The 26,351-nt window shown below is 61.0% G+C and carries 27 protein-coding genes and 2 tRNA genes; 6 read left to right on the top strand and 23 right to left on the bottom strand.

All coding sequences use genetic code 11. The features are described 5' to 3' along the window. Positions 1–104 precede the first annotated feature (104 nt). From IB229_RS04185 to IB229_RS04175, 3 genes are all read right to left on the bottom strand, one after another. Positions 105–299 (bottom strand): hypothetical protein, encoded by a 195-nt coding sequence (locus IB229_RS04185; RefSeq protein WP_192325253.1) that lies wholly within the window; start codon positions 297–299, stop codon positions 105–107. 424 nt (positions 300–723) lie between these two features. Beyond that, positions 724–1,977: an NAD(P)/FAD-dependent oxidoreductase gene (locus IB229_RS04180; protein WP_192325251.1), complete on the bottom strand. Its 1,254-nt coding sequence runs from the start codon at positions 1,975–1,977 to the stop codon at positions 724–726. Between the two features lie 104 nt (positions 1,978–2,081). Continuing rightward, the gene (locus tag IB229_RS04175) at positions 2,082–2,594 is read right to left on the bottom strand and encodes an ATP-dependent zinc protease (protein WP_412547769.1); all 513 of its coding nucleotides are present in this window, start codon (positions 2,592–2,594) and stop codon (positions 2,082–2,084) included. 216 nt (positions 2,595–2,810) lie between these two features. Between IB229_RS04175 and IB229_RS04170 the strand changes: the two genes are divergently transcribed. Further along, positions 2,811–4,388, top strand: coding sequence for a sensor domain-containing diguanylate cyclase (locus IB229_RS04170; RefSeq protein WP_192325247.1), 1,578 nt, complete (start codon positions 2,811–2,813; stop codon positions 4,386–4,388). 52 nt (positions 4,389–4,440) lie between these two features. Here IB229_RS04170 and IB229_RS04165 read toward each other — a convergent pair whose 3' ends face one another. Beyond that, a complete protein-coding gene (locus tag IB229_RS04165; protein WP_192325244.1) occupies positions 4,441–5,148 on the bottom strand; it encodes an aspartate/glutamate racemase family protein in 708 nt (235 codons plus the stop codon). Between the two features lie 12 nt (positions 5,149–5,160). Beyond that, positions 5,161–5,718 carry a hypothetical protein gene (locus IB229_RS04160; protein ID WP_192325242.1) on the bottom strand — a complete coding sequence of 186 codons (558 nt, stop codon included), beginning with the start codon at positions 5,716–5,718 and terminating at the stop codon, positions 5,161–5,163. A 151-nt stretch (positions 5,719–5,869) separates the two neighbouring features. On the opposite strand from IB229_RS04160, the gene IB229_RS04155 reads away from it, so the two are divergent. Both IB229_RS04155 and IB229_RS04150 read left to right on the top strand, forming a co-directional pair. Further along, a complete protein-coding gene (locus tag IB229_RS04155; RefSeq protein WP_192325240.1) occupies positions 5,870–6,766 on the top strand; it encodes a pseudouridine synthase in 897 nt (298 codons plus the stop codon). A 71-nt stretch (positions 6,767–6,837) separates the two neighbouring features. Continuing rightward, on the top strand, positions 6,838–7,479 hold the full coding sequence (locus tag IB229_RS04150) for a DNA-3-methyladenine glycosylase family protein (protein ID WP_412547768.1): 642 nt from the start codon (positions 6,838–6,840) through the stop codon (positions 7,477–7,479). Positions 7,480–7,529: 50 nt separating this feature from the next. Here the strand turns inward: IB229_RS04150 and IB229_RS04145 are convergent, their stop codons facing one another. From IB229_RS04145 to IB229_RS04100, 11 genes are all read right to left on the bottom strand, one after another. Continuing rightward, the gene (locus tag IB229_RS04145; RefSeq protein WP_192325236.1) at positions 7,530–8,459 is read right to left on the bottom strand and encodes an AraC family transcriptional regulator; all 930 of its coding nucleotides are present in this window, start codon (positions 8,457–8,459) and stop codon (positions 7,530–7,532) included. A 675-nt stretch (positions 8,460–9,134) separates the two neighbouring features. Continuing rightward, positions 9,135–9,443 carry a hypothetical protein gene (locus tag IB229_RS22175; protein WP_412547783.1) on the bottom strand — a complete coding sequence of 103 codons (309 nt, stop codon included), beginning with the start codon at positions 9,441–9,443 and terminating at the stop codon, positions 9,135–9,137. 8 nt (positions 9,444–9,451) lie between these two features. After that, positions 9,452–9,760: a hypothetical protein gene (locus tag IB229_RS21820; RefSeq protein ID WP_225578908.1), complete on the bottom strand. Its 309-nt coding sequence runs from the start codon at positions 9,758–9,760 to the stop codon at positions 9,452–9,454. Between the two features lie 123 nt (positions 9,761–9,883). Beyond that, positions 9,884–10,252 (bottom strand): PH domain-containing protein, encoded by a 369-nt coding sequence (locus IB229_RS04135; RefSeq protein ID WP_192325234.1) that lies wholly within the window; start codon positions 10,250–10,252, stop codon positions 9,884–9,886. An 85-nt stretch (positions 10,253–10,337) separates the two neighbouring features. Continuing rightward, positions 10,338–10,721, bottom strand: coding sequence for a hypothetical protein (locus tag IB229_RS04130; protein ID WP_192325232.1), 384 nt, complete (start codon positions 10,719–10,721; stop codon positions 10,338–10,340). 79 nt (positions 10,722–10,800) lie between these two features. Continuing rightward, positions 10,801–11,529 (bottom strand): hypothetical protein, encoded by a 729-nt coding sequence (locus IB229_RS04125; protein WP_192325230.1) that lies wholly within the window; start codon positions 11,527–11,529, stop codon positions 10,801–10,803. Positions 11,530–11,626: 97 nt separating this feature from the next. Beyond that, positions 11,627–12,028 (bottom strand): hypothetical protein, encoded by a 402-nt coding sequence (locus IB229_RS04120; protein ID WP_192325228.1) that lies wholly within the window; start codon positions 12,026–12,028, stop codon positions 11,627–11,629. A gap of 108 nt (positions 12,029–12,136) precedes the next feature. Beyond that, complete coding sequence (locus IB229_RS04115; RefSeq protein ID WP_192325226.1) at positions 12,137–12,562, bottom strand: hypothetical protein; 426 nt, start codon at positions 12,560–12,562, stop codon at positions 12,137–12,139. Positions 12,563–12,694: 132 nt separating this feature from the next. Further along, positions 12,695–13,009: an NTF2 fold immunity protein gene (locus IB229_RS04110; protein ID WP_192325224.1), complete on the bottom strand. Its 315-nt coding sequence runs from the start codon at positions 13,007–13,009 to the stop codon at positions 12,695–12,697. A 76-nt stretch (positions 13,010–13,085) separates the two neighbouring features. Further along, on the bottom strand, positions 13,086–13,304 hold the full coding sequence (locus IB229_RS04105) for a hypothetical protein (RefSeq protein ID WP_192325222.1): 219 nt from the start codon (positions 13,302–13,304) through the stop codon (positions 13,086–13,088). A 103-nt stretch (positions 13,305–13,407) separates the two neighbouring features. Then, positions 13,408–13,983 carry a hypothetical protein gene (locus IB229_RS04100; RefSeq protein WP_192325220.1) on the bottom strand — a complete coding sequence of 192 codons (576 nt, stop codon included), beginning with the start codon at positions 13,981–13,983 and terminating at the stop codon, positions 13,408–13,410. A 1,158-nt stretch (positions 13,984–15,141) separates the two neighbouring features. Between IB229_RS04100 and IB229_RS04095 the strand changes: the two genes are divergently transcribed. After that, complete coding sequence (locus tag IB229_RS04095) at positions 15,142–16,107, top strand: integron integrase (protein ID WP_192325218.1); 966 nt, start codon at positions 15,142–15,144, stop codon at positions 16,105–16,107. Positions 16,108–16,234: 127 nt separating this feature from the next. Here IB229_RS04095 and rimO read toward each other — a convergent pair whose 3' ends face one another. Next, positions 16,235–17,557: a 30S ribosomal protein S12 methylthiotransferase RimO gene (rimO, locus tag IB229_RS04090; protein ID WP_192325216.1), complete on the bottom strand. Its 1,323-nt coding sequence runs from the start codon at positions 17,555–17,557 to the stop codon at positions 16,235–16,237. Positions 17,558–17,847: 290 nt separating this feature from the next. Between rimO and IB229_RS04085 the strand changes: the two genes are divergently transcribed. Continuing rightward, positions 17,848–19,749, top strand: a complete 1,902-nt coding sequence (locus tag IB229_RS04085; RefSeq protein WP_192325214.1) for a potassium transporter Kup — start codon at positions 17,848–17,850, stop codon at positions 19,747–19,749. A 136-nt stretch (positions 19,750–19,885) separates the two neighbouring features. Here IB229_RS04085 and IB229_RS04080 read toward each other — a convergent pair whose 3' ends face one another. The 4 genes from IB229_RS04080 to IB229_RS04065 form a co-directional block, all read right to left on the bottom strand. Further along, the gene (locus IB229_RS04080) at positions 19,886–21,145 is read right to left on the bottom strand and encodes a virulence factor family protein (protein ID WP_192325212.1); all 1,260 of its coding nucleotides are present in this window, start codon (positions 21,143–21,145) and stop codon (positions 19,886–19,888) included. Positions 21,146–21,152: 7 nt separating this feature from the next. Then, a complete protein-coding gene (gene mprF, locus IB229_RS04075; RefSeq protein WP_192325210.1) occupies positions 21,153–23,789 on the bottom strand; it encodes a bifunctional lysylphosphatidylglycerol flippase/synthetase MprF in 2,637 nt (878 codons plus the stop codon). A 124-nt stretch (positions 23,790–23,913) separates the two neighbouring features. Beyond that, a tRNA-Met gene (locus IB229_RS04070) sits at positions 23,914–23,990 on the bottom strand. 118 nt (positions 23,991–24,108) lie between these two features. Then, positions 24,109–24,185: transfer RNA gene (locus IB229_RS04065), tRNA-Met, on the bottom strand. Positions 24,186–24,320: 135 nt separating this feature from the next. On the opposite strand from IB229_RS04065, the gene dinB reads away from it, so the two are divergent. Then, positions 24,321–25,376 (top strand): DNA polymerase IV, encoded by a 1,056-nt coding sequence (gene dinB, locus IB229_RS04060; RefSeq protein ID WP_192325208.1) that lies wholly within the window; start codon positions 24,321–24,323, stop codon positions 25,374–25,376. A gap of 114 nt (positions 25,377–25,490) precedes the next feature. On the opposite strand, the gene IB229_RS04055 is transcribed toward dinB, so the two are convergent. Then, positions 25,491–25,895: an META domain-containing protein gene (locus tag IB229_RS04055; protein WP_192325206.1), complete on the bottom strand. Its 405-nt coding sequence runs from the start codon at positions 25,893–25,895 to the stop codon at positions 25,491–25,493. Next, positions 25,892–26,329 carry a hypothetical protein gene (locus IB229_RS04050; RefSeq protein ID WP_192325204.1) on the bottom strand — a complete coding sequence of 146 codons (438 nt, stop codon included), beginning with the start codon at positions 26,327–26,329 and terminating at the stop codon, positions 25,892–25,894. Before IB229_RS04050 ends, IB229_RS04055 begins: the two co-directional genes overlap by 4 nt. Positions 26,330–26,351 lie beyond the last annotated feature (22 nt).

The following is a 26,351-nucleotide window of genomic DNA, read 5'->3' as shown; positions in this document are numbered from 1 at the left end:
GAAGGTTTAATGACCAGCTCATGAAGGGGCGGCGATTATGCCAGATAACACCAACCCTAGCATTGCCTTCACCGAGCACCCGGTCGGCCGTCGGCGAAACGCCTTCAATCGGCCTGTCGGGCCTGTTCGATCTTCTCCAGCTCGTGCTGGAAAGCTTGGTCGAGGAGGCTGGGTCTTTTGCGCCAAGGCTTGCGCTCAGGGTCCGGTTGAGCGGCGTAGGTAACGACTTCCCCGCCGTATACATCCTTGTAACGTTGTGCCTGGCGCTCCAATTCTGCGCGCAGTTCGTCTTTTGTCACGTGAGTACCTGTTATCGAAAATGGACTTTTGCAATGACCTGAAGCAAGCGCCGGCAAAAGTGTCGCGATTATATAGCCAGGTCGAATTGCGTGTACGACATCGTTTGAAATGTTTTTGCCCGCACAACTTATGACGTGTCGAAGACGCGGCGAGTTCAAGAAAAAGTTGTCTGCAGCGACAGACTTCCTGGCGCAGCACAAGGGCTACAGGCCAGGCGCGGCGCGAAGTGGGAAGTGTAGGAATTGGTACTTTTGTACCGGATTGCGGGTCGCGCTATTTATTGGTGACTAATGCGCTGATGTCGGGTGGGCAAATGCGGCGGGCGATTGGCTACTTCTAGAAGTATTCCGCCGGTAACAACTTCAACACAACGTTGCCTGGATAAACCCCGGGGAAATTCCCCGAGGTCGTTTATCCGAATAATCAGGCCGGCAATAGTTCTTTCAGGGGCTTGCTGTCATCGGCCAGTTGCTCGGCAGTGACCGGCAGGCTTTCGCCGATCAGGCGCTTGGCGGCGACGAAGTCCTGCGGGCGATTGACGGTATCGGCGGCCAGCACCTTTCCGTCCTTCAGGTAGAAGGCCGAGAAACTGTCGCTTTGCGGTTCGCCGCGCAGCACCAGCTGTTCGTAGCCCTGGGACAGGCCGACCATCTTCAGCTTCAGCTCGTACTGGTCGGACCAGAACCACGGCACCGAGGCGTAGGCCTTGAGGTTGCCGTTGATCGCCGCGGCCGCCGCGCGCGCCTGCTCCAGGGCGTTGGGTACGGACTCCAGGCGCAGGCGATAGCCGAGCAGCGCGTTGGGGTGGTTGGTGCAGTCACCGGCAGCGTAGATGTCCGGGTCGGACGTCTGCGCGTATTCGTTGACCAGGATGCCGTTGTCCACTTCCAGCCCGGCGGCTGCGGCCAGCTCGGTATTGGGGATCAGGCCGATGCCGACCACCACCAGGTCCGCCGGTACCCGCGTGCCGTCGTTGCACAGTACGGCGGTAACGGTGTTGTTCGCTGCATCCACCTCGAGATCGGCCACCTGCACGCCGGTGCGGATCTCCACGCCGGCTTCGCGGTGCTTGCGTTCGTAGTAGGCCGACAGCTCGGCGGCGGTCACCCGTTGCAGCACGCGCGGCAGCGCTTCCAGCACGGTGACCTGCATGCCCTGCTGGATCGCCGCGGCGGCGACTTCCAGGCCGATGTAGCCGCCACCGACCACCACCAGCTTGCGCCCGGCGGCGAACTGCGCGCGGATGCGTTCGCCGTGGTCGAGGGTGCGCATGTAGTGGAAGTTGTCGCAGCCCGCGGCTGCGCTGGCCTGCGGTACGTCCAGTGGGCGCGGGCGCCCGCCGGTAGCGATCACCAGCTTGGCGTATTCCAGTTCGCGACCATCGGCCAGCTGCACGCTGCGCCGGCTACGGTCGATGCTGGTGACGTGCACGCCGCTGAGGATTTCTACCTCGGCGCGGTCATAGGCGGCCTGCGGTTTGATCAGCATGGCGCCAGCGGCGGTGGTGCCGGCCAGGTAGGCCTTGGACAGCGGTGGGCGGTGGTAGGGCAGGTGCACCTCGTCGCCGATCAGCAGGATGCGCCCGCTCCAGCCTTCGTTGCGCAGGCTGGTGGCCAGTTCGCCGCCGGCATGGCCGGCGCCGATGATGATCGCGGTGGAGGATGCAGCGTCGGACATGTTCGCCTCGTGTCGGAGAAGAAGGAATGCCCGCTAGTGTATGCATCTGCGGCGTTGGCGTCCCGGCAGAAGATGCCATTCAGCATGCCGCAGAACACGCCGGCTCAGCTCTTCTTGCAGCTGGGCTTTTGCGTGAAGGTGCGCGAGACGTCGACCGGGCCTAGGTTTTCCAGGGTGCGCCGGCCGATCAGCACCGGGTAGATCATCTTGTCGCGGTCGTTGAGGGTGAACTCTTCCTTATAGAGGCGGTTGCCGATGCAGATCTGCATCTCCACCACCGGCCGGCGATCCGCGCCACCGGCGCCGCGTACCTTCACCGAGCGCTCGACCTTGCGCTCGAAGGTGCTGCTGACGCGCTTGCCGGAGTCGCTGTCCTTGAGCTCGACCTTGAAGCGCACCCACTTGTCGCCGTCCTTGTCGAAGCGCTCGATGTCTTCGGCATGCAGCGACGAGGTGCGCGCACCGGTATCCAGTTTCATCTTCACCGCGATGTTGTCCGGCTGGATCAGGCCTTCCTCGACCCAGCCGAAGACCTTCTTCTCGGCTGCCAGTAGGGGTGGCGCCGCGCACAGCAGGGCCAGGGACAGGGCGGATGTGAGGGCGGTGATCGGTTTCACGGTGAGGTCCTCTCGCGTGGGGAGCGGGCACTCTGTCCGCCGGGGTGTGAAGACTTTGTCAACGCAGGGCCGGCAATCGTTCGTCCTTTTGTGCGTGACCGCGCGCATCTCTGCTACCGTCGCAAAAGGCCGGACTGGCCCAAGGAACCATTGAGCCCGACGGATACTTCTCTATCATTCAGGCTTATCAGGACGAGGCGCAGGCTGCAGTAGCCCATGACCGAAAACAGGACCCAGGTGCCCGCGTGGCGCCGCTGGCTGCTCAAACCCACGGTATTGCCGCTGGCCCGTGCATTCGTGGTCCTGGTGTGCGTCTCGCTGGTCGCCACCGATGGCTGGCTGATGTGGAAGGCACGCAGCGTGCAACTGCGCGATGCCGAGGTGGAAACCACCAACCTGGCCTCGGCACTGGCGCGCCAGGCGTCCGACAGCCTGAAGAAGGCGGATACGGTGCTGATCGACATGGTCGAGCGCTTGCAGGTCGAGGGCCGTGGCCCGGTTCAGCTGAGGCGGTTGCAGGGTCTGATGAAGACTCACGTGTACGAGCAGTCCGAGCTGCATGGCTTGTTCGCCTACGACGCCGATGGCGAATGGATGGTGACCTCGTTCGACTCGATCCCGGCGGGCGCCAACAACGCCGACCGCGAGTACTTCATCTACCACCGCACCCATCCTGACGACCACGGCCCGCACATCGGCCTGCCGGTGCGCAGCCGCAGCACCAACGAGTGGATCATCCCGGTGTCGCGGCGCCTGGAGGATGCCCAGGGCAACTTCACCGGGGTGGCCCTGGCGACCCTGTCGATCGACTACTTCCGCCAGTTCTATTCCAGCTTCAACATTCGCCGCAACGGCACCATCAACCTGGTGCTCAACTCCGGCCAGGTGCTGGTGCACAGCCCGTTCGACGAACGCCTGATCGGCGCCAGCCTGAACCGCGGGGTGATCTTCGGCCAACTGCTGCCGCGCAGCCCGACCGGCACCATGATGCTGCCGTCGATCGTCGACGGCGTGCAGCGCCTGTACAGCTACCGCCAGGTGCAGCACTACCCGCTGGTGGTGATTGCCGCACTGGCCAAGGACGACATCCTCGCCGACTGGCGCAAGGACACCGCCGTGCAGTTGCTGGTGGTGTCCATGCTGGCGCTGCTGCTCGGCCTGTTCGGCTTCTACCTGATCCGCCTGATCAAGCGCGGCCAGCGTACCGAGTTCGAGCTGATCGCCACGCGCGACGCCCTGCGGGCCTTCAACCAGCGCCTGGAAAAACAGGCGCTGGAAGACGAGCTGACCCACCTGGCCAACCGCCGGCGCTTCATGCGCGCCCTGGAAGACGAGTTCGGCCGCTCGGTGCGCTACCAGCGGCCATTGGCGTTGATCCTCTTCGATGTCGACTACTTCAAGCAGTACAACGACATCTACGGCCATTCCGCCGGTGACCAGTGCCTGCGCGAGGTGGCGCGGGTGATTCGCGATGGCCAGCAGCGCTCGGCCGATCTGGCTGCGCGTTATGGCGGCGAGGAGTTCTGCCTGTTGCTGCCGGAAACCGACATCGCCGGCGCGCTGCAAGTGGCCGAGCAGGTGCGCGCGGCGGTGGAGGCGCTGAACATTCCCCACAGCGGTTGCCCCTGGCAGCGGGTCAGCCTCAGCGCCGGGGTGCGCGTGTGCGACCCGAGCGAGTGTGCCGGGCCGGAAGCGCTGGTGCAGGGTGCGGACAAGGCGCTCTACGCGGCCAAGGCGGCCGGGCGCAACCGCGTGCTGCTGTATGACGCCAAGGTCGATCAGTTGATCGGCTAGCCGGTCGCTGAACGCCTGGCGACGTTGCCAGCGCTGCGTTGCACCAGGTCGGCTACGAGGCTTCGGACTCGCCCAGCGCCCACTGCGCCGCGCTCAGCGCGTGCAGGTAGGTGGTGTCGAACAGCGGCACGCTGGCATCCTCGTCGCCCACCAGCAGGCCGATCTCGGTGCAGCCGAGGATCACCGCCTGCGCACCGCGCGCCACCAGGCTGGCGATGATCTCGCGGTAGACCGCTCGCGAACCGTCGAGCACCTGACCCAGACACAACTCTTCGTAGATGATCCGGTGCACGTCGGCGCGTTGTCTCTCGTCCGGGGTCAGCACCTCGATGCCGTGGCGCTGCTCCAGGCGCTCGCGGTAGAACGCCTGCTCCATGGTGAAGCGCGTGCCGAGCAGGGCGACGCGCTGCAGCCCCGCGGCCTTGATCGCCTGCGCCGTTGGGTCGGCGATGTGCAGCAGGGGAATCTGCACCGCTGCCTCGATGGCTGGTGCCACCTTGTGCATGGTGTTCGTGCACAGCACCAGGCAATCCGCGCCGGCCCGCTCCAGAGCCACGGCGGCTTTGGCCAGCTCGACCCCGGCGGAGTCCCAGGCGCCGGCCTGCTGCAGGCATTCGATCTCGTGGAAGTCCACGCTGAACAGCACCACCTTCGCCGAATGCAGCCCGCCCAGGCGTGCCTTCACCACCTCATTGAGGTGCCGGTAGTAGGGAATGGTCGACTCCCAGCTCATGCCGCCGATCAGGCCGATGGTTTTCACGTGATTCTCCGTTCAGACACCGTACAGCTCCTGCTGCAGGCGGCGAAATTCGTTCTGGAATTGTTGTTCTGCCGCGACCGGAAAGGGAAAGCCGCGTGCACCGGCGAAGACGAACTCCGTGTCGCTGGCCTGTTCGCTGTCGCCGCGCACCCGGTCGAACTCTTCCAGCCAGGCATCGTAATGCTCTACCAGCAGGCCGGCGGCGTCCATCAGTGCGGGCGGAATCAGGTGGCCCTGGTTGAGCAGCAGGTCGCGAATGGTCTGGTTGCCTTCGCGCACCACCTTGGCCTCCAGGTAGAGGTTGCGCGCCTTCCAGCGATGAAAGGCGCGGCGGGTGCGCTCGAGCTGCATGTGCGCCGGGCCGAACAGTTGCGCCAGGGCCTGCTGCTTCCAGAGGCGAGTCGACTCGAACACGCGCAGGCGCTCGTCGAAGTAGGCGGTGATCTCCGATTCGATGCGCCGGTTGCGGCGCAGGAACAGCGCACTGACGATGGCGCCGATCAGCGCAGTGGCCAGCGCACTGCCGAGGAAGCCGCCTGCCGAGTCGTGAAGGAAATCGAGAAAATCCATGAGCTGCGCTCCATGCCGTGGAAAGGCGAGCTCGACCGCTGCACTGATTCGCCGGTAGCGGCAAGCCTAGCGCGGATCGGCCAGCGCGCTTTGACGGCACGCCGACCGCTGCGGCCTAATACCCGCCCGCGCCATTCGACCCGAGCCACCCATGCCAGCCCCGTCCCCGAACGTTCGCCCGAGCATCCTGCACCTGCCGGCCGGCCCCTGGGCCACGGTGCTCGACTGCCTGTGCGCGCACTTCCCGGCGATCAGCCGCGATACCTGGCTCGACCGCATGGCCCGCAGCCGCGTGCTGGATGCCGCTGGCGCCGCCATCGGCCCGGCGCATGCCTATCGCGAAGGCTTGCGCGTGCAGTATTTCCGCGAGGTTGCGGTGGAAACGCCGATCCCCTTCGCGGAGCAGGTGCTGCACGCCGACGCCGACCTGGTGGTGGCAGACAAGCCGCACTTCCTCTCGGTGATGCCGGCCGGCGAGTACGTTGAGGAAACCCTGCAGGCGCGTCTGACCCGGCGCCTGGGCAATCCGCATCTGGTGCCGCTGCACCGCATCGACCGGCACACCGCCGGCCTGGTGCTGTTCTCCGCCAACCCGCAAACGCGTGGGCGCTACCAGGCGCTGTTCCGCGAGCGGCAGATCGACAAACGCTACGAGGCAATTGCCCCGGCGCTGCCCGAGCTGGAGTTTCCCTTACAGCGCGCCACACGTCTGGTCGCCAGTGAGCCGTTCTTTCGCATGCAGGAAGGGCCAGGCGAGCCGAACACCGAAACCCGAATCGAGGTCATCGAACGCAATGGCGCGCTATGGCGCTACCGGCTGTTCCCGGTCACCGGCAAGAAACACCAGCTGCGCGTGCACATGGCGGCGCTGGGTGCCGGCATCTGCAACGACACCTTCTACCCATCCCTGCGCGATGAGCGCGACGAGGCCGACGACTACAGCCGCCCGCTGAAGCTGCTGGCCCAAGCGCTGGACTTCGTCGACCCGCTGAGCGGCGAGCCGCGCCACTTCGAGAGCGGCCTGACACTGGACTGGCCGACGCTTTGAAAGCCAGAAACGGAGTGCCGCGAGCCCGCCTGCCCGCTAAATGAGTGACCGCCCAACCGATGCCCGTTGCCATGACCGACGCCTATCAGCAAGCCATCTACCACCTGAGCGCCGCCGACCCTGACCTGGCGCGGCTGATCGAACAGGTCGGCCCCTGCCTGCACGAGACCAAGGCTGCCCGCGAGCCCTACGAGGCACTGGTACGCGCGGTGGCCTATCAGCAGCTGCACGTGCGCGCCGGCGACGCGATGATCGCCCGGCTGCTGGCACTGTTTCCCGAGGCGGCGTTCCCGAGTGCCGAACAACTGTTGCTGACCGCGCCGGAAACCCTGCGCGCCTGCGGCTTCTCCGGGCGCAAGATCGAGACCATCCACGGCATCGCTGCCGGTGTGGCGAGCGGCCTGGTGCCGTCGTTGCAGGAGGCGATGACACTGAGCGACGCCGAGCTGATCGCGCGGCTGGTTTCGCTGCGCGGCATCGGCCGTTGGACCGTGGAGATGCTGCTGATCTACACCCTGGAGCGCATGGACATCCTGCCGGTGGATGACTTCGGCGTGCGCGAGGGCTACCGCTTCATCAAGGCGCTGCCCCGCGCACCGACCCCGCGCGAGCTGCTCGCCGCCACGCAGAGCTGGGGCCCGCACCGTACGGTCGCGGCCTGGTACCTGTGGCGCGTGCCGGCACTGCCCGACTACCGCAAGCTGGGGCGCTGAGTGGCCTGAAATCGCGCCCTACGGGAGGTCAGCCGCGGGTCTGATGCTCGTCAGCCCGCATTGCGCAACCGCGCCAGATCGCGCAGGGGGGGGGCGCCGAACAGGCGGCTGTACTCGCGGCTGAACTGCGACGGGCTTTCATACCCGACCCGGTAGCCGGCCGCTGCCACCTCAAGGTTCTCACAGACCATCAGGCGTCGTGCTTCCTGCAGGCGCAGCTGCTTCTGGTACTGCAGCGGGCTCATCGCCGTCATCGCCTTGAAGCGATGGTGCAGGGTCGACTGGCTGAGGTTGGCGACCTTGGCCAGGTCCTCGATGCGCAGCGGCTCGTTGAAGTTGCGGTTGAGCCAGTCGATGGCGCGGGTCACTCGGTGGGTCTGGCTGTCCGCGTTGGCGATGTCCCGCAGGATCTGCCCCTGCGGGCTGCACAGCAGGCGGTAGAGAATCTCGCGCTGGATCAGCGGTGCCAGCATGGGAATGTCACGCGGGTTGTCGAGCAGGCGGATCAGACGCATCACCGCGTCCTGCAGCGTGCCGTCCAGCTGCGCCACATACAATCCGCGACCACTGCCGGCTGCCGGCACACCGATGGGCCCGGCTTCGGCGATCAGCGTGCTGATGTCGTTGGGGTCGATGTCCAGGCGCAGGCTCAGGTATGGCTGCTCGGGCGAGGCCTGGGTCACCTGACCGGTGACGGGCAGGGTCACCGAGGCCACCAGGTAGTTCAGCGGGTCATAGATGTAGCGCTCGTCATCCAGCCCCACCACCTTCTGCCCCTGGGCAATGATGCACAGCGCCGGCAGATACAGGGCATGCACCATCGCCGACGGCGCCTCACAGCGGGCCAGGGCCAGGGCACTGATGGCCGTCTGGTGAATGCCTTCTTCCGGCGCGAATCGGGCAATTAGCTGCGCCAGCTCGTTGCTCTGCAGATCATCGTCTGACGTTTCGGGGGCAAGCTCGGAAGTGGCGTGCTGCATGGCATACGCGCTCCATGATGGACTTGGCGCAGCTTACCCCGCACGCGCGGGCAAATCCCGCCCGGTCAGCCAGGTCGGCAGGATTAGGCAAGAATTGCGTAGTTTTGTGCAGTGGAAGGATGGGGCGGAGTGATGAAGGGATAGGTTTGGGGAGGCGATTAAGCGAAAGGGCCGGCTTCGTCGGTCCCAGCGAACGAAGTGAGCGCTTGGAGTGCATTGTTAGCCGATTTTCTCAAAGTAATACCGACCTCTAGAGAGATGAGCCTCCAGATACCCTACGCCAATAAGTGTTATAGCGCCTAATGGGCCTAAAGATAGCAGAAGTATGACATATAAAGTTGGCTGATCTGGCTTTAAACCAAGAGTCATTATTTTGCTGGCTATTATGTAGCACCCTGGAACCACTATCAGTAGCGAGATTGCGTTGATTAAGACAAACATCCAAGCTGGGTATTTATATTTAATTTTACATTTGCAAAGGTTGCAGGTTATTCGATTGGGGATCATGGTGGGTTTTGCTACTGCCCACAGGGAAACTCTGCCATTGCAATTAGGGCAGTGACCAGGGTTTAGGTTTTCGGCTTGCACAGGGGTTTCCATAAATTGGCTAACGATTAAGCTAAGGGGCCGCGGAACGCGGTCCCGGCGAACGAAGTGAGCGTTTTGAGCGCATTGTTAGGGGACGCTTTTGGTGATGCCCTGAAGTCGCTCTAATTTATTAAGTTTATGAACTAGCAGTCTGGCCCCACTATCATCGATAAAGTTCTCATATAGGACAGTGTTGTCTCGGAAGTGATTGTCGAGGCGGTTCATTACGTCTCTTAGCGAGGCGAGCATATTCTCTACTGCGACTCTGCTGATGCCGCTGAGTGGATTAGAGTTTCGGTCGCTGAGGTAGTTGTGATCTTGATGTGCTATGCGTTTGTTGCGATGCTCGCGGGCAAACTCTGCTGCCGTTACTGCTTTGGTGCAGAGATCTTGAATCTCCGCTTTTAGCGAGGAATCAGTGATGAGTGGTGGAAGCGACTGCAGGGTGAGATTCTTGTTTTTCCTGTAACTGCTGGGTCCGTCATTCTTGAAATACCTAAGAGTACGCTATCCCAAAGCTCGTCCTGCACGATTTTAAAAAATAAACCAGCCGTTCTATTGAGTAGTTGAACTGTATCTGTCGTATCTCCGAAGAGCTGCCGATACTGCTGCCAAAGCACATGAAGCCCTACGAGCTCTCTATAGAGTTCGTAGAAATTAGCACCGAGCTCTTGTCCCATTGCGGAAATATAATCGGCACGTATTTCGTCCATGGATCGCGTGACCATCGAGTGTTCCCTAACGTTTGGTTAAGGGGCCGGCTATGCCGGTCCCGAGTGAGCGTAGCGAACGACTTGAACCAGTTGTTAGCAGGCAGCTGACTGTATGAGTTGAAATTAAAGCAGATGCTTTGATATGTGTTTTGATATTTCTACCATGGATGTTTTCCCGGTGAACTCGAACTTCACCTTGCCAACAGAAGATAGATATATTTCTAATTCTGAATCAAGGTCAAACGTACCTGACGTTTCCACCGAGTAAGCAACAATGTTTTTATAAGGAATTGACGTGAAGTCTTTTTTGCTACCGGTTAGACCTTGAACGTTTACGGCAATAATTCTCTTGTTGGTGAAAACCACGCCATCACGCATGGATTTATATGAATCAATGATTTCTTCATTATCTAGCAACAATGCAGTAATTTTCTCTGCATACTCACTATTCTGCTTGAGCTTAAAAAAGCCTTTATTGTTAAAGTCGATCATGACTATTCCTTGTTCTGCTAACGTTTGGTTAAGGGGCGGGCTTTAGCCCGTCCCAGTGAGCGAAGCGAACGGTTTGAACCACATGTTAGGAAACAACACTGCGTTTACTTTTGTAGCTAAGTACGCAGTAGATCAGGCACAAGCATAGCGCTGACAAAGGAAAGTAGAATATCCATGCTAAGCCGGATTCTCTCGGTGGCACAGCAAACCAAACCCATGCTTGGAAGAGAGAGAGCACTATGTTTAGTGCCACTAATGAAAGAATTAAGGTGTTGCGCTTTAGCGGGATAGCAAAAAAGGATACAAGAGTTAAGTAGTGTGGTGCGGCCATGTACATGAAATTGCCAACTAGCCATTTTTCTAGATAGGCAAGTGTAAGGTCGCCATGGCGAAAAATACTTATGCAATAAATGAGCGCAGGAAAAAGCATCAGCGCTGCGGTTTTGATTGTGAAGCTGACGGTGCCCATTCCTTGGTTCCTAACGATTAAGCTAAGGGGCGGGCTTTAGCCCGTCCCAGCGAACGAAGTGAGCGATTTGAGCGCATAGTTAGCCGCCAGTTGCACGTACCGCAGCAACCGTCGCAGTTGCAACACCGCCGCCACCAAAACCATCAATTACCAGAGCTGCAATTCCAGAAAGTTCGGAAGCTCTTGTTAGTGATTTACCCAGAGTCGATTCCTGTTTGTCTCCAGCCCGATATGCCTCAAACCGCTCGGGGCCGATGATTTCATTTCTTATTCTGCGGTATATGGCTTTGATCGGGGCATTTGCCTCTGCCTGCTTATCTTGGAGAATGCTCTCGTATGTGCGGTTAAGCATTTTATTGAATGTATCAAACTGCATAACAACTTGTTCTGATGAAGGAGAGTAAGTTGCTGTGCTTTCAAGTAAGCGAACTTGCTTTTGAAGGTATCTGAAGTGTGCGGGGTTCTCTAGCTTGAACCGGATTTGACCTTTTTCCAAACTCTCAAGCTCGACAGAGACTCGGGATAGAGAATTTATTATTTCTAGCCAAACCTCAGGTTCATCTTTGCCGGAGAATTTTAGCCAGCCGGTTTCAACAAGAGACTTTACACGGCTCTCTTTTATTTTGAATTTTTCAGAAAGCGAGAATACATCAACTTTTTGTGAGCCAGAGTATTTTAAGTATAGATGTATGATTAGCGCATCAAGGTCTGACTTAGGCATAGCCCCCAGACCTTGCTGGCCAACATAATTATCTATTAGTTCTTTGAGGAACTCTGCTTTGTTTGCTTCGTTAATATTGTCGAGCATGTTCTTCCTCTGGAGGCTAACGATTAAGCTAACGGGCGGCCAAAAGCGCAGCTTTTGGACGTCCAGCGAACGAAGTGAGCGATAGTTGAGCGCATTGTTAGCGCCCTACACCATAGCTTGCATTACACACTGGGCACTCCCACTTTCCTGCAAACAGAAAATCTCTTGGCATGTCTTTAAGGCGAATTTTCTTGTCTTTTGAGTCGAAGCAAGCTGTGCAGAATAAACCCTCTTCATGCTCAAACTCGTAAGCACCCTCTTTAACCTTCGGCTTTGACTCGCTTTTAGTGGAAAGCTGAGAGGAAAGCCTCGTGGATTTTTCTGTTTCCTGCGCTAGTGCGATTTTGAGATTTGCCATTTCAAGCTTGGCGTCGGCTAGCTCATTTGAAAGATCCGCAAGAAGCATTTTTATTTCTGCATCTTCGATTTTCTTTGACAGATTGCGGAGCTTGGTGGCGATTTCTATTGCGCTTTGAATTGCTGATAGGACTTCACTCATAAAGCCTCCATTGCGCTAACGTTTGGTTAAGGGGCCGGCTTTAGCCGGTCCCGAGTGAGCAGAGCGAACGGCTTGAACCAGTAGTTAGAGGTTTCTTGTGCGGACGTTTTACTGGCTTTTATTTGCTTTTAGTTTTGCATATTTTAGGGCGTCGCTACGCTTGGAAAATTGATGTTCAAGAAAAATATATTTCTCACCATCAAAGGTAATTCCATTAATTTTCATTATTTCTTGATCCGGATCTAACCCGCAATATCGGCAGACCTCGGCTTCAGATTTAATCGTTTCCGCGCAGTGGCAGCATTTTTTAACCTCATCCGTTTTGCTTTGCGCTGGGATTAATGAATTGCTGGCAAGGGTTTCATTATTGTTTGTTTTGATTTTTGGCAATAAATTTAGTATGTATTTTGAAATGAAGTACGACACGGTTAGCATTGCGATGAAGGCGAATGTCCCGTAATTGTGCATTCCGCCTTGTGTGACTATTGCAAACAGAGGAAGGAAAACTGCAAGAAAAATTAAAGTATGTTTCATTTGGTATCCTCTGTTTTTGTTAGGTGGCTATGCCCGGCGCAGCTCATGGAAACCTCTAACGTTTGGTTAAGGGGCCGGCTTTAGCCGGTCCCGAGTGAGCGAAGCGAACGACTTGAACCACTAGTTAGGTGATTATTGCGAGTGATAAGTATCCAAAACCTCACCAGTTGTAGCACATACTTTGCTTTCTGGCGTTCCTCCGAGCGTATCTGGCGGGAGGCTGCCATAAACATGCCAAATATTATTAGATTGTTCTGCCATAAATGGCTCAAAGCCCGCCAAGTAGTCGGCTTGGCTTATTTCAAGCATTGATATCTTGGCAATTTTAATAGCTTGAGAGGCTGATGTTACAAGCATTGTTTGATGGGGCTCAGTTTCAGGGCATGTACTGTCTGCATTTGCAGTCCCGATCATGGCAAGAATAATGAGCAGCGCTGACTTCGACATAATTACCTAACGTTTGGTTAAGGGGCCGGCTTTAGCCGGTCCCGCAGTGAGCGAAGCGAACGACTTGAACCAGATGTTATGTTTCACTGCCTCGTTTCCAAAGCTGGCCTTCGCGCACGACCTTGCAGTGGTAGCAACCACTCTCTTTGCCGTTGATGTTGTACCACTCATGGCTACCTCCTGCCTGCTCGCAGTCGAGCCCTTTGGTAGCAATGCCCATATCAATAAGGAGCCAGGGCAGATGGCCTCTGAGCCAGGTTCTAAAGCGATATGGCCCGCCGGAATGCTGGGGCATTGGCACACTTTCCTTGTGATACATAACGATTAAGCTAACGGGCAGACAAAAGCGTAGCTTTTGACTGTCCAGCGAACGAAGTGAGCGGCAGTTGAGCGCATTGTTAGCGGTTAATTGCAGGGGAAAAGCTTTTAATGTGAACCCCTAGCTGCGTTTGTTTGGTATGCAGTATGTACTCGCCAGTTCGTGGGAGGGTGTTGAACTCTTTTTCAGATATGCATATGTGGTCCGGTTGCGCCTTTTCGATGGCATAGCCTTCAAGACGGTAATTACAGCTTTTTCTGCTTTGACGCTGTTCTTTAGAAAGCTCAACCGTTAGCTCTGCTTCGTGACCAAATATTTGCGTTGCAATGTCGCCAAGGCCGTGGGTTATGGCAAGTAAGGGAAATATAAAAATTAAGGCAGGTAGTAAGAAGACTGCCAAGATCTTTACTGGTGTTGATGTTTTTGGTTGGAATTTTGTGCGGCCGGTTAAAAGTGCCAGGTAGTATATGGGCGTGAGTATTGCGGTTGCTGCGAGTGCCAGGTTAAAGCCGATTTCGGACCACTCTGACGATGGAACGAAGTCAGCCCACCAGCCGTAGCCTCCGAGGAGCATAGTCACGAAGATAGCGTTAATTACAATTATTTTAATCTTTGGTGCTTCTTCAGCGCCATATAAAGCAATCTTCCATGACACGACAGAACTCCTTTAACTGCTAACGATTAAGCTAACGGGCGGACAAAAGCGTAGCTTTTGGATGTCCAGCGAACGAAGTGAGCGAAGTTGAGCGTGTTGTTAGGGGCACAACACGCTCAACTTTATTTTCTTACCCTTTAGAGGGGGCATTGCCTCGGCCGACGCCCGACTGATTGCCTGTTGTGCTTGGCCAGTTACCGCCTGGGCCTGGGTGGCTGGACGGCCCGCGACCGCTTGAGTTACTACTGCTTTTGCCACCGGAGCTATTACCTTTGCCGCCACCGGAGCTACCACTGCTACCTTTTGCCATAACTATCTCCTTGTTTTTGCAGTGCCGTGATTAGGTATTGATATAGGGGCTATCACGGCGTTTATTTGAGCCCCTAACGTTTGGCTAAGGGGCCGGCTATGCCGGTCCCGAGTGAGCGAAGCGAACGACTTGAGCCAATTGTTAGATTGCCCCGACGAACGCCGGAAATGGTGCCAGCACCGAGCTTAACCGGCGGTGCGCACGGCGTGTCGGTTTTGGCCCGGAAGGTTATTTGTGCTGTGCACATTCTTTGAAAGCAACTCCTTTGCTGGCCACAAATAACGGCCTCTACTACCAGGCGCCCATTCGATTCAGGAACACCGCGCAGATGCGGTGATTGTGTTTCCTGGCTCGGTGTTGAAAACCAATAATGCCTTTGCGCCTAACGTTCAAGTTAAGGGGCTGCGGAACGCAGTCCCAACGAGCGAAGCGAGTGACTTGAACTTGTTGTTAGGCAGAGAGGCCAAGCCAAACGCTGATGTGTGTTGCGGCACGATGGCTGAGCCAGCGCGAACATTCAAGCCCGTACTGCGCAGCAGGAAAACGCCTGTGCACGGCGTGTGTGCGCCAGCCAGGGCGGCGATGGGGCGATAGCCAGCACGGACACCACGGCGAGTTTGCAGGCTGCGAAGTGGTGGCGGAATAGATACTGAGAGTGTGGTGACTAACCCAACTTCCATATTTTGCACCGAGTCCAAAAATTAATACCGCCTAACTATAAATAGACACCAAGTGGTGTCGTAATGCTTTTTCAGCCGTGGTGGATAACATTCCTTGTCCTCTTTGCTGTCCCTGTCTAGGCTGGAGCGGGTAGCGGTTAGGATGACCGCATAAGGGAGTTATGCACCATGGACGGAAAGCCCCGGTTGCTCGATCAAGTTCGCGAGCAGATTCGTTTGAAACACTACTCGATTCGCACTGAACGCGTCTATTGCGAATGGGTTCGTCGGTTTATTCGTTTCCATGCCTATCGTCACCCCGCAGAAATGGGGGCGGCCGAGGTAGAGGCGTTTTTATCTGATCTTGCAGTACGACGGGATGTATCGGCATCCACGCAGAATCAGGCGCTGGCCGCATTGCTGTTTCTTTATAAGCAGGTACTGAAGTTGGACTTGCCCTGGTTGGGTGAGGTGGTGCGCGCGAAGAAGCCGGTGCGTTTGCCGGTGGTACTAAGTGTGGAAGAAGTGCAGGCCGTACTGGCGAAGCTGGAAGGTGAGTTATGGCTGATTGCCAGTCTGCTGTACGGCTCGGGTATGCGCTTGATGGAGGTGATGCGCTTACGGGTAAAGGATGTGGATTTCACGGCGCAGCAGATAGTGGTGCGTGATGGTAAGGGCATGAAGGACCGCGTCACGGTGTTGCCGCAGCGGTTGCGTGAGCCTCTGCGTAAACACATGCAGGCGGTTAAGGCTGCGCATAACGCCGAACTGCTGGCCGAGCGTGGTGATGTGTATCTGCCGGACGCGCTGGCGCGCAAGTATCCGCGGGCGCCATGGGAATGGGCGTGGCAGTACGTGTTTCCGGCGCAGTCGTTGTCGACCGATCCACGCAGTGGCAAGCGTCGGCGTCATCACGTCGACGAGAAGCGCTTGCAGCGTGCGTTCAAGGTGGCGGTGCGCAGCGCAGGCATCGTGAAGCTGGCAACGCCGCACACGTTGCGCCATTCCTTTGCCACGCACCTATTGGAGGGTGGTCAGGACATTCGCACGGTGCAGGAGCTGCTCGGGCATGCGGATGTAAAGACCACACAGATCTATACGCATGTGCTCAATCGAGGCGGCCTTGTGGTGCTTAGTCCGTTGGACCGGCTGTGAGTATCCGGTCTGCGCTCGAGTGCAATTTGCCAACGGTGAAGCGGGGCGCAGGGCGCGCCCTAGGCTGAGTGCATATTCCCGATGGCAATAAAAAGCCCCGCATTGGCGGGGCTTTTAATTGCGGGGATCAGACCACTTCGGCCCAGAGGTCGTATTCGTCGGCATCTACCACGCGCACGCGGACCTTGTCGCCCGGTTTTACGGCGGTGCTGTCGATGAACACGCTGCCGTCGATTTCCGGGGCGTCGGCGTAGGAGCGGCCGACCGCGCCCTGGTCGTCGACTTCGTCGATCAGCACCTCGATTTCCTGGCCGATCTTCAGTTGCAGGCGCGCGGCACTGATCGCCTGCTGGTGGGCCATGAAGCGGTCCCAACGGTCTTGTTTGACGTCGTCGGGGACGATGTCCAGGTTCAGGTCATTGGCCGGTGCGCCGTCTACCGGGGAGTACTGGAAGCAGCCCACGCGGTCGAGTTGGGCTTCGGTCAGCCAGTTAAGCAGGTACTGGAAGTCTTCCTCGGTTTCGCCGGGGAAGCCGACGATGAAGGTGGAGCGGATGGTCAGCTCCGGGCAGATCTCGCGCCACTGCTTGATGCGCGCCAGGGTCTTGTCTTCGAAGGCCGGGCGTTTCATCGCCTTGAGCACGTTGGGGCTGGCGTGCTGGAAGGGGATGTCGAGGTACGGCAGCAGTTTGCCCTGGGCCATCAGCGGGATGACGTGGTCGACGTTGGGGTAGGGGTAGACGTAGTGCAGGCGCACCCACACGCCCATCGCCGACAGCGCTTCGCACAGCTCGAGCATGCGCGTCTTCACCGGCTGGCCGTTCCAGAAGTCGAGCTTGTACTTGAGGTCGACGCCGTAGGCGCTGGTGTCCTGGCTGATCACCAGCAGTTCCTTGACCCCGGCCTTGACCAGGCGCTCGGCCTCGCTGAGCACGTCGCCCACCGGGCGGCTGACCAGCTTGCCGCGCATCGAGGGGATGATGCAGAAGCTGCAGGTGTGGTTGCAGCCTTCGGAAATCTTCAGGTAGGCGTAGTGGCGCGGGGTGAGCTTGATGCCCTGCGGCGGCACCAGGTCGATCAGCGGGTTGTGCTCTTTCTTCGGCGGCACGACTTCGTGCACGGCATTGACCACCTGCTCGTACTGCTGCGGGCCGGTGACGGCGAGCACGCTCGGGTGCACGTCGCGAATGCTGTTCTCGGCCACGCCCATGCAGCCGGTGACGATGACCTTGCCGTTCTCGGCGATGGCTTCACCGATCACGTCCAACGATTCGGCCTTGGCGCTGTCGATGAAGCCACAGGTGTTGACCACCACGACGTCGGCATCCTCGTAGGTGGGCACGATCTGGTACCCCTCCATGCGCAGCTGGGTGAGGATGCGCTCGGAGTCGACAGTCGCTTTCGGGCAACCAAGACTGACGAAACCGACTTTGGGGGCGGCGGTGGACATGGGGGCTAACCTCGGAACGGGCGCTCAAGGGGCGCCTCTGATCAAAAAGTGCGCAATTCTAGCGGCAGGTCACGGGCTTTACCAGCCCGGAACGATGACCGCCAGGCAAGCCCTGGAAAACGGCTGCGCTCGGTTATGCCACATGTTTACGCACACCCCGTGCATGACGCGTTTCCGGCGGATTTCGCTCCCTCGCCAGCTTTTGCAGAGGTTCTTCAGGCGCTCTTCTACGCTTGTTTCGATGCCACTTCCGGCGCAGCATCTGCGCCACTTTCCGTTCGGAGTCAGGTATGAGTGAAGTCAGCGTAGACCGGCACGCGCCAGCCCAGGGGCTTTCGGCTTCGGTGGGCCTGCTGGTGGCGGCTGCCGGGGTGGTCTACGGCGATATCGGTACCAGCCCGTTGTACACGCTCAAGGAGGTGTTCTCCGGGCGCTACGGTGTGCAGACCAACCCCGAGGGCGTGCTCGGCGTGTTGTCGTTGATCTTCTGGTCGCTGATCTGGGTGGTGTCGATCAAGTACGTGTCGTTCATCCTGCGCGCCGACAACCAGGGCGAGGGCGGGGCGATGGCGGTGCTGGCGTTGGCGCGGCGGGCCACGACGGCCTACCCGCGGCTGAGCAAGGCGCTGGTGTTCTGCGGGTTGTTCGGCGCGGCGCTGTTCTACGGAGACAGCATGATCACCCCGGCGATCTCGGTGCTCTCGGCGGTCGAGGGGCTGCAGGTGGCGTTCGACGGCGTCGATCACTGGGTGGTGCCGCTGTCGCTGATCCTGCTGATCGGCCTGTTCCTGATCCAGAAGCACGGCACGGCGCGCATCGGCACGCTGTTCGGCCCGGTGATGGTGCTGTGGTTCGTGGTGCTCGGTGCGCTGGGCGTGCATGGCATCGTGCAGCGGCCGGAGGTGTTGCAGGCGCTCAATCCGTACTGGTGCGTACATTTCTTCATCGCCCATCCGGGCATTGGCGTGGCGATTCTCGGTGCGGTGGTGCTGGCGCTGACCGGTGCCGAGGCGTTGTACGCGGACATGGGCCACTTCGGCCGCAAGCCGATTGCCCGCGCCTGGTTCTTCCTAGTGCTGCCGGGGCTGGTGCTCAACTACTTCGGCCAGGGCGCGCTGCTGCTGGAAAACCCCGACGCGGCGCGCAACCCCTTCTATCTATTGGCGCCGTCCTGGGCGCTGCTGCCGCTGGTCGGGCTGGCAGCACTGGCGACCATCATCGCCTCGCAGGCGGTGATTTCCGGCGCCTTCTCGCTGACGCGTCAGGCCATCCAGCTCGGCTACATCCCGCGCATGCACATTCAGCACACCTCCAGCGAGGAGCAGGGGCAGATCTACATCGGCGCGGTGAACTGGGCACTGATGATCGCCGTGGTGCTGCTGGTGCTCGGCTTCGAGTCGTCCGGGGCGCTGGCCTCGGCCTACGGCGTGGCGGTTACCGGAACCATGCTGATCACCACCATCCTGGTCTCGGCGGTGATGCTGCTGCTGTGGAAAACCCCGCGCTGGCTGGCCATTCCGGTGCTGCTTGGCTTCCTTCTGGTGGACAGCCTGTTCTTCGCCGCCAACGTGCCGAAGATCTTCCAGGGCGGCGCCTTTCCGGTGATCGCCGGGATCGCGTTATTCATCCTCATGACCACCTGGAAGCGCGGTCGCCAGCTGTTGGTCGACCACCTCGACGAGCAGGCGCTGCCGTTGCCACTGTTCATCGCCAGCATCCGCAGCCAGCCGCCGCATCGGGTGCAGGGCACGGCGATCTTCCTCACCGCGCGCTCGGATGCGGTGCCGCATGCGCTGCTGCACAACCTGCTGCACAATCAGGTGCTGCACGAGCAGGTGGTGCTGCTCACGGTGGTCAGCGAGGACGAGCCGCGCGTCGACCCCGAGCGGCGTTTCGAGGTCGAGTCCTATGGCGACGGTTTCTTCCGCGTGGTCCTGCATTTCGGCTTCATCGACGAGCCGGACGTGCCGGCGGCGCTGCGCCTGTGCCACCTCAACGACCTGGATTTCAGCCCGATGCGCACCACCTGGTTCCTCAGCCGGGAAACGGTGATCAGCACCCGGCGCTTTGGCATGGCGCGCTGGCGCGAGTTGCTGTTCGCCCTGATGCTGCGCAACGCCAACGGCAACCTGCGTTTCTTCAAGCTGCCGCTGAACCGGGTGATCGAGCTGGGTACCCAGGTGGAAATCTAGGGGCTCGCCGAGCAACTTTACGATCGTAGTGGGGGCAGGTCGGCGGGCTTTTTCGTAGGGTGCGCCGTGCGCACCAGCGGTCATCGACGGGCTGCCGGTGCGCACGGCGCACCCTACGGAAAGCCGGCGCAGCGCGTCACTGTGCCTGGCGCTTGAGTATTCCTGCCTTGAGGCGTTCGGCCAGGGCCGGGTAGTCGCCGTCGTAATGGTGCCCGCCGGGCAGGCGGACGATTTCACCAGGCGCGCCGGGAAGGGTGCAGCCGCTTTCCGGGCCTTCTTCCTCGCCATAGATGCACAGCACCTTGGCTGCTGGCAGCTTGAGCAGTTCGGGGCCGATGGGCGCTTCCGCTCCCGCCTTGCCGAGCCAGCCTTGCACCTCGATCTCGAAACTGCCGCTGCGCGCCAGGGCCAGCAGGATGATGCTGTCGACCTGTTGCTGGTCGGAGGCCTGCAAGCGGTTGTAGAAGGCCGGCAGGGTATCGGCGCCGAACGAGAAGCCGATCAGCACGAAACGCTTGGCGCCCCATTTCTGCCGATAGCTCTGCATCAGGCGGCTGAGGTCGGCGGCGCCTTGCTCCGGGCTCTTGTGCTGCCAGAAGTAGCGCAGCGCATCGATGCCCACCACTGGCAGGCCGCGCTGGGCCAACTGCGCCGCTACGTCGCGGTCGAGATCGCGCCAGCCACCGTCGCCGGAATAGAACAGGGTGACGGTGTCGGCTGGCTGCGCGGCCGGTACTTCGATCAGCGGCATGGCGTCGTGCTCGCCCTGTAGCAGCCGTTGCAGCTGCTCGCTCAATAGCTGCTTGAGGCTCAGGTCGTAATCGCCGATACGGGTTTCGGCATTGGCCTGGCTGCGGGCGAAGCGCGCGCTGGCGTCGTCCGGGTTGTTGTTCCAGGCAGCGGTCCAGTGACCGTGCGGGGCCTGCGCCGGCAGTGCGTCGGGGCAGTCGAGCTGGTTCAGGTTGAAGCCGATCGACAGGGCTCTGGCTTGGTCATTCCCCTGCGTGGCCAGCCAGCGCCAGGCCAGTGCTGCGCCGGGACCGATGCCCGCAACTACGCCGGGCTCGCCGTCGAGGTAGCGGCTGGCGGCCTGCAGGCGTTGTTGCTGCGTCGCGCAATCGGTTGCGCTGATCACGATCTGCAGGATGCGCGCGTCACCGTGTTCGGCCAGCCCGAGCAGCTCGGTGCCGCTCAGGGCTTGATCTGCCGGCACCAGCAGTGCCACCCGCGTTGTTGCCTTGGCTGCTGGAATGGCCAGGATCACCGGACTGCCGTCGGCCAGCGCGGCCTGCTCCAGGCGCGGTTGCGCCGAGGAGCGGCTCCACAGCAGCAGGCCGATGCCGACCGCAGCCAGGACAATGAGCAGGAGCAGATGCCGCCAGGGATGTGTGCGCATGTCGACCTCAGCGTTTGACCAGGCCGGTCAGCCCGCCGGCAATCAGGGTGGCGGTATCGGCCAGCGCCACCAGCGGGTCCAGCCCGGCGGGCACCGCCATGTAACGCGGCTCCCAGTGAGGCTGGAACTTGTCCTTGAAGCGGCGCAGGCCCTGGAAGTTGTACAGCGCCTCGCCGCGCTGGAACACCAGGGCACCGAGGCGCTGGGTCAGCGGCGCGCCACGGCGTGGCTGCAGGCCGGACAACGGCACCATGCCCAGGCTGAAGTGATTGAAGCCGCGCTCCTTGAAGTGCAGCAGCAGGCCGAGCATGAGGAATTCCATGGTCAGCTTCGGCGCGTCGGGGCGCATGCGCATCAGGTCAAGGCTGGCCAGTTCAGCGCTGTCGGTTTCCAGCAGGTTGGCGAAGGCCACGGCGCGGCCTTCGACACGCACCACCACGATACGGAAATGGCGCAGGTAGGCTGGGTCGAAACGGCCGAGGGAGAAGCCTTTCTCGCGCACGTTCTTGCCGCTCAGCCAGCTATCGGAAATTTCCTGCAGCTCTGTCAGCGGCGCTTCGCCGGGGGCATGGAACTCCAGGCTGAGGCCGTCGCGCTGGCCGCGGTTCCAGGTGTAGCGCAGGTCCTTCATGGCCTTGCCGGTGCTATCGAGATCGAAACGTTGCAGGTCGACGCGGGCTTCTTCACCGAGTTTCACCGCGCTCAGGCCGATGTCCATGTAGAAGGGCAGGTTCTCCGCGCGCACTTGATAGAACACCGGGCGCGCATGGTGCAGGTCGCAGAGGTCACGGAACTGCCAGATCAGCTCGGCGCGCTGCTGCGCCGGGCCGATGGGGTCGAACAGGGCGATCATGCTGCGCGAGCGGCGTGCGTACATGAGGAAGGCGCTGCCGTCGGCGTGGAACAGCAGGGCCTTGTCGCCGGTCAGGGCGAGGCCGCCATCGGCCTGGTCGGAGCGCTGGATGATCTGCGCCGCCTGGTTCAGCTCCTGCTCGGTGGGCAGGTGGATCGCCGGTGGCGTGGCGCGCAGCAGCCAGGCCAGTACCGTACCGGCCAGCAGCGCGGCGCTGCCGAGTGCGGCACGCAGGCCGCGCGGGGCGTTGCCATCCAGGGCGAACTGCCACCAGAGCTCATGCTCGTAGGGCACATCCTGATAGGCGAACAGCAGCAGCCAGACCGAAGCGGCCAGCACGCAGAGGCTGGCGACCATGTACAGCGGCGAAACAGGCAGGTCGAGCAGGCGGCTGCGGCGGTAGAACGACGGCCGGAACAACGCCAGCAGCCCGGCGACCAGGCTCAGCAGGATGGCCTGTTCCCAGTCGAAGCCCTTGAGCAGCGACAGCACCACGCCGGCCAGCAGCAGGGTCAGGGTCAGCACCCAGGCGGCGGACAGGCGCCGACGCAGGCCCTGGGCCAGCAACAGGCAGAGCATGCCAATCAGGCTGGCGCCGAAGTGCGAGGCGTCGATCAGGCGGTGCGGGATCAGAAAGCCGAGGTGCGCCAGGCGCTGGTCGATCACCGGCGTCACCCCGGAGAACAGCAGCACCACGCCAGAGAAAAACACCAGCAGGGCCAGCACTGGCGCGGCCATGCCCGACGCCGTGCGCAAGGCCTGGCTACTCGGCAGCAGGCGCCGGGCCTCGATCAGCAACAGCAGCACGCATGCCAGCAGTAACGGCAGGACGATATAGATGAGGCGATAGAGCAGCAGTGCGGCGGCCAGGGGCGCGGCGCCGAGCGTGTCGGCAAAGGCGGCGAGCAGCACCGCTTCGAACACGCCGACCCCGCCAGGCACATGGCTGAGCACACCCGCGGCGAGGGCCAGCAGGTACACCAGCAGGAAGATGCCGAACGGCGGCGCTTCGGGCAGCAGCAGGTAGAGCACGCCGGCTGCGGCGCTGACATCCAGGGCGGTGATGAACAGCTGCAGCAGGGAGAGCCGCGCGCCGGGCAGGCGCAGGATGCGTTTGTGCACGCTGACCAGCAGGCTGTCCCGGTAGGGCTGCTCGGCCAGTCGGGCGCGCTGCAGGGTGAATGCCAGGGCGGCGGCGCCCAGCAGAACCAGGCCCGACAGCGTGGCCAGCACGGTTTCGGAGAGCCCCAGCGCTGTGGCGGCGCCCGGCAGGTCGCTGAGGCTGGCGAGCGCGGCGAGGATCGGCAGCGTGCAGCCCAGCGACAGGCTGGCGAACAGGGTCATCCGTGCGACTTCGGCGTAGCCGCTGCCGTGACGGGCGTAGAGGCGGTAGCGCACCGAGCCGCCGGAGAGCATCGACAGCCCCACCGCATTGCCGATGGCGAAGGCGCAGAAACCGCCGAGGGCGAGGATGCGACCGGGCAGTTGCACGTCGGCATAGCGGCTGGCCGACCATTCGTAGCCGAGCAGGGCGACGAAGCCGAGCGCCGTCAGCGCCAGTGCGCCGAACAGATCGACGCTCGGCACGGCCAGCAGCGACTGACGCAGGGCAGCGGGGTCGAGTTCATCGAGCAGGTGGTGGCAGGCGATCAGGGCGATGCCGAACAGCAGCAGGGCCAGCAGCAGGCCGAGCGGTTGGCGGTACTGGCTGATGCGTTGGCGCCAGAGCAGGAGTCTGGGGTTGAGGGCGGAGGCGGGCGGGTTGTGCGGTTGATCGGGGCTGGCGCGCATTGATCACCTCATGGGGCAGTGCGGCTCAGAGTATGGCGCAGGGGGCAAGTTCCAGCCTGGCCGATAAATCTTCGGCAGGCAGAAACGAAAAAGGCCACTCGTTTGAGTGGCCTTTCATCGAAACTGGTTGCGGGAGCAGGATTTGAACCTACGACCTTCGGGTTATGAGCCCGACGAGCTACCAGACTGCTCCATCCCGCGCCGGCAATTCTACAGCGGGAGAAGCTTCTGTCAATCGATTTATGCTTTTTAATCAATTACTTAAATAAAAAGCCGGAAACGAAAAAGGCCACTCGTTTGAGTGGCCTTTCATCGAAACTGGTTGCGGGAGCAGGATTTGAACCTACGACCTTCGGGTTATGAGCCCGACGAGCTACCAGACTGCTCCATCCCGCGGCGGCCATTCTACTGGCGAAAGCTCGGGTGTCAACCTCTAACCGCGAAAAACTGTTGTTCGCTCAGGTGCTTAGCGACGTACGGGTGTAGAATCCGAGCCTTCAGAGCATGCCCGGTGGGGCTTTCCGGACTTTCGTGCGCAAGATCATTCACGTCGACTGCGACTGCTTCTACGCCGCCATCGAGATGCGCGACGACCCCAGCCTGGCGGGCAAACCGCTGGCGGTGGGCGGCGCGGCGGACCGGCGTGGCGTGGTCGCGACCTGCAATTATGAGGCGCGGGCCTGGGGCATCCGTTCGGCGATGCCCATGGGGCAGGCGGTGAAGTTGTGCCCGGATCTGAAGATCGTGCGGCCGCGCATGGACGTGTACAAGGCGGTTTCGCGGGAGATCCACGGGATTTTCCGCGACTTCACCGAGGTCATCGAGCCGTTGTCGCTGGACGAAGCCTATCTGGACGTCACCGACAGCCCGCACTTTTCCGGCAGCGGCACGCGCATCGCCCAGGAAATCCGCCGCCGCGTCTGGCAGGACCTGCACATCACCGTGTCCGCCGGGGTGGCGCCGAACAAGTTTCTGGCCAAGATCGCCAGTGACTGGCGCAAGCCCGACGGGCTGTTCGTGATCACCCCGGATCAGGTCGATGCGTTCGTCGCCGCGCTGCCGGTGAGCAAACTACACGGCGTGGGCAAGGTCACCGCCGACAAGCTCGGACGGTTGGGCGTGCGCACCTGCGCCGATCTGCGCGAATGGGAGCGGCGTTCGCTGCTGCGCGAGTTCGGCAGTTTCGGCGAGCGCCTGTGGAACCTGTCGCGGGGCATCGACGAGCGTGCGCTGCAGGTGGACAGCCGCCGCCAGTCGGTGAGCGTGGAAAACACCTTTGATCAGGACCTGCCCGATCTCGCGGCCTGCCTGGCGCGTTTGCCCGAGCTGATCGAGCAGTTGAATACGCGGATGGCGCGCCTGGATGCCAGCTACAAGGCGGACAAACCGTTCGTGAAGATCAAGTTCCATGACTTCACTCAGACCACCCTGGAGCAGGCCGGTGCACGGCGCGATCTGGACAGCTACCAGCTGTTGCTCAGCGCGGCCTATGCCCGCGGCAACAAGCCGGTGCGGCTACTCGGGGTCGGGGTGCGCTTGCAGGATCTGCGCGGCAGGCTCGAGCAGTTGGAGCTGTTCGGGCCTTAGGTTGCGTCGCAAGGCGCTTCACCGGCTCGCGAATGGACGCCGGAGCGTCGAAGGCGGTATTCCCACGCGGAGCGTGGGAACGATCAGGCGCGCCGCCTATCCGTGGCGTGGCTCTCAGCCTTCTTCCGGCCACAGGCGAATGGGCTTGCCGCTGGCGGGCCACAGGCGCAGTTGCTCGATGCTCGAGACATCCCAGCGCTGCACCTCGGTCAGGGCCTCGAGGAAGCGCTGTTCCTGTTCCATCAGCGCCGGTGCGCAGAGCTTGCGTGTGCTGCCGGGGCGCTCGAAGGTCAGGTTGTCGCCTTCCAGCGTGTAACTGGCGAACCAGTGGTTGCAGCCGGCGTTGCCGTAGGCGCGACCGTCCTCGCCGAGGGTGATGGTCAGGTGGCTGCGGTCGATCAGCGGGCGCTCGCCGATCCACTCGACTTGGTAGGTCTTCTCGTGCTGCAGCTGCAGGGGTTCTGCGGCGCAACCCATGAGGGTCGCGGTGACCAGGCCGAGGGCGAGGGCTGATTTCATGCGGCTTTCTCCACGCAGCGCGGGCAGAAGTGCTGACCGTTGCGGCTCTGCCAGCCAAGTTCCTGAATGCGCGCACTGGCGGCGGCCGGGCGCGCTTTTTCGCCAAGGGCGGCGTCCACGGCGAACTCGAAATCGAGCTGGGTGCCGCAGCCGTCGCAGTTGACCTGCCAGTTGAGGATAGCCAGTTCGCGGAACGCCGGCCCGCTGGCGACCGCCTGCCACTGGCCGGGCGGGTTGATCAGGTGGCGGACCTTCTCCACGACCAGGCGCAAGGTCAGCTCGCGGCTGCCTTTCATGGTCACCAGCAGGGTGTCGCCGCTCTGGATCGCGCCGCCGTTGCCGATCACCTGGTAGCGGCCGGGCGCCAGGGCGCGGCATTCGGTGAGGGTGTGGGCGGGGGTGAGCAGGGAGTATCGGAAATCGTGTTCGGCCATGGGTCCTCCAAAATCGCTGCGC

The organism is Pseudomonas sp. PDM14 (genome assembly GCF_014851905.1).
In the GTDB taxonomy this organism is placed as follows: domain Bacteria; phylum Pseudomonadota; class Gammaproteobacteria; order Pseudomonadales; family Pseudomonadaceae; genus Aquipseudomonas.
The sequence above is the reverse complement of the archived record's forward strand: the minus strand, read 5'-3'. Positions and strand labels throughout refer to the sequence as shown.

Excerpts from the sequence above, each read along its gene's own strand:
- rimO (WP_192325216.1), bottom strand. The coding sequence starts at position 17,557 with ATGTCCACCGCCGCCCCCAAAGTCGGTTTCGTCAGTCTTGGTTGCCCG.
- IB229_RS04145 (WP_192325236.1), bottom strand. The coding sequence starts at position 8,459 with ATGCAGCACGCCACTTCCGAGCTTGCCCCCGAAACGTCAGACGATGAT.
- IB229_RS04150 (WP_412547768.1), top strand. The coding sequence starts at position 6,838 with ATGACCGACGCCTATCAGCAAGCCATCTACCACCTGAGCGCCGCCGAC.
- IB229_RS04155 (WP_192325240.1), top strand. The coding sequence starts at position 5,870 with ATGCCAGCCCCGTCCCCGAACGTTCGCCCGAGCATCCTGCACCTGCCG.
- IB229_RS04055 (WP_192325206.1), bottom strand. The coding sequence starts at position 25,895 with ATGAAATCAGCCCTCGCCCTCGGCCTGGTCACCGCGACCCTCATGGGT.
- IB229_RS04130 (WP_192325232.1), bottom strand. The coding sequence starts at position 10,721 with ATGGGCACCGTCAGCTTCACAATCAAAACCGCAGCGCTGATGCTTTTT.
- IB229_RS04160 (WP_192325242.1), bottom strand. The coding sequence starts at position 5,718 with ATGGATTTTCTCGATTTCCTTCACGACTCGGCAGGCGGCTTCCTCGGC.
- IB229_RS04125 (WP_192325230.1), bottom strand. The coding sequence starts at position 11,529 with ATGCTCGACAATATTAACGAAGCAAACAAAGCAGAGTTCCTCAAAGAA.
- mprF (WP_192325210.1), bottom strand. The coding sequence starts at position 23,789 with ATGCGCGCCAGCCCCGATCAACCGCACAACCCGCCCGCCTCCGCCCTC.
- IB229_RS04170 (WP_192325247.1), top strand. The coding sequence starts at position 2,811 with ATGACCGAAAACAGGACCCAGGTGCCCGCGTGGCGCCGCTGGCTGCTC.
- IB229_RS04120 (WP_192325228.1), bottom strand. The coding sequence starts at position 12,028 with ATGAGTGAAGTCCTATCAGCAATTCAAAGCGCAATAGAAATCGCCACC.
- IB229_RS04080 (WP_192325212.1), bottom strand. The coding sequence starts at position 21,145 with ATGCGCACACATCCCTGGCGGCATCTGCTCCTGCTCATTGTCCTGGCT.
- IB229_RS04105 (WP_192325222.1), bottom strand. The coding sequence starts at position 13,304 with ATGCCCCAGCATTCCGGCGGGCCATATCGCTTTAGAACCTGGCTCAGA.
- IB229_RS04110 (WP_192325224.1), bottom strand. The coding sequence starts at position 13,009 with ATGTCGAAGTCAGCGCTGCTCATTATTCTTGCCATGATCGGGACTGCA.
- IB229_RS04095 (WP_192325218.1), top strand. The coding sequence starts at position 15,142 with ATGGACGGAAAGCCCCGGTTGCTCGATCAAGTTCGCGAGCAGATTCGT.
- IB229_RS04180 (WP_192325251.1), bottom strand. The coding sequence starts at position 1,977 with ATGTCCGACGCTGCATCCTCCACCGCGATCATCATCGGCGCCGGCCAT.
- IB229_RS04050 (WP_192325204.1), bottom strand. The coding sequence starts at position 26,329 with ATGGCCGAACACGATTTCCGATACTCCCTGCTCACCCCCGCCCACACC.
- IB229_RS21820 (WP_225578908.1), bottom strand. The coding sequence starts at position 9,760 with ATGGACGAAATACGTGCCGATTATATTTCCGCAATGGGACAAGAGCTC.
- IB229_RS04085 (WP_192325214.1), top strand. The coding sequence starts at position 17,848 with ATGAGTGAAGTCAGCGTAGACCGGCACGCGCCAGCCCAGGGGCTTTCG.
- IB229_RS04115 (WP_192325226.1), bottom strand. The coding sequence starts at position 12,562 with ATGAAACATACTTTAATTTTTCTTGCAGTTTTCCTTCCTCTGTTTGCA.
- IB229_RS04135 (WP_192325234.1), bottom strand. The coding sequence starts at position 10,252 with ATGATCGACTTTAACAATAAAGGCTTTTTTAAGCTCAAGCAGAATAGT.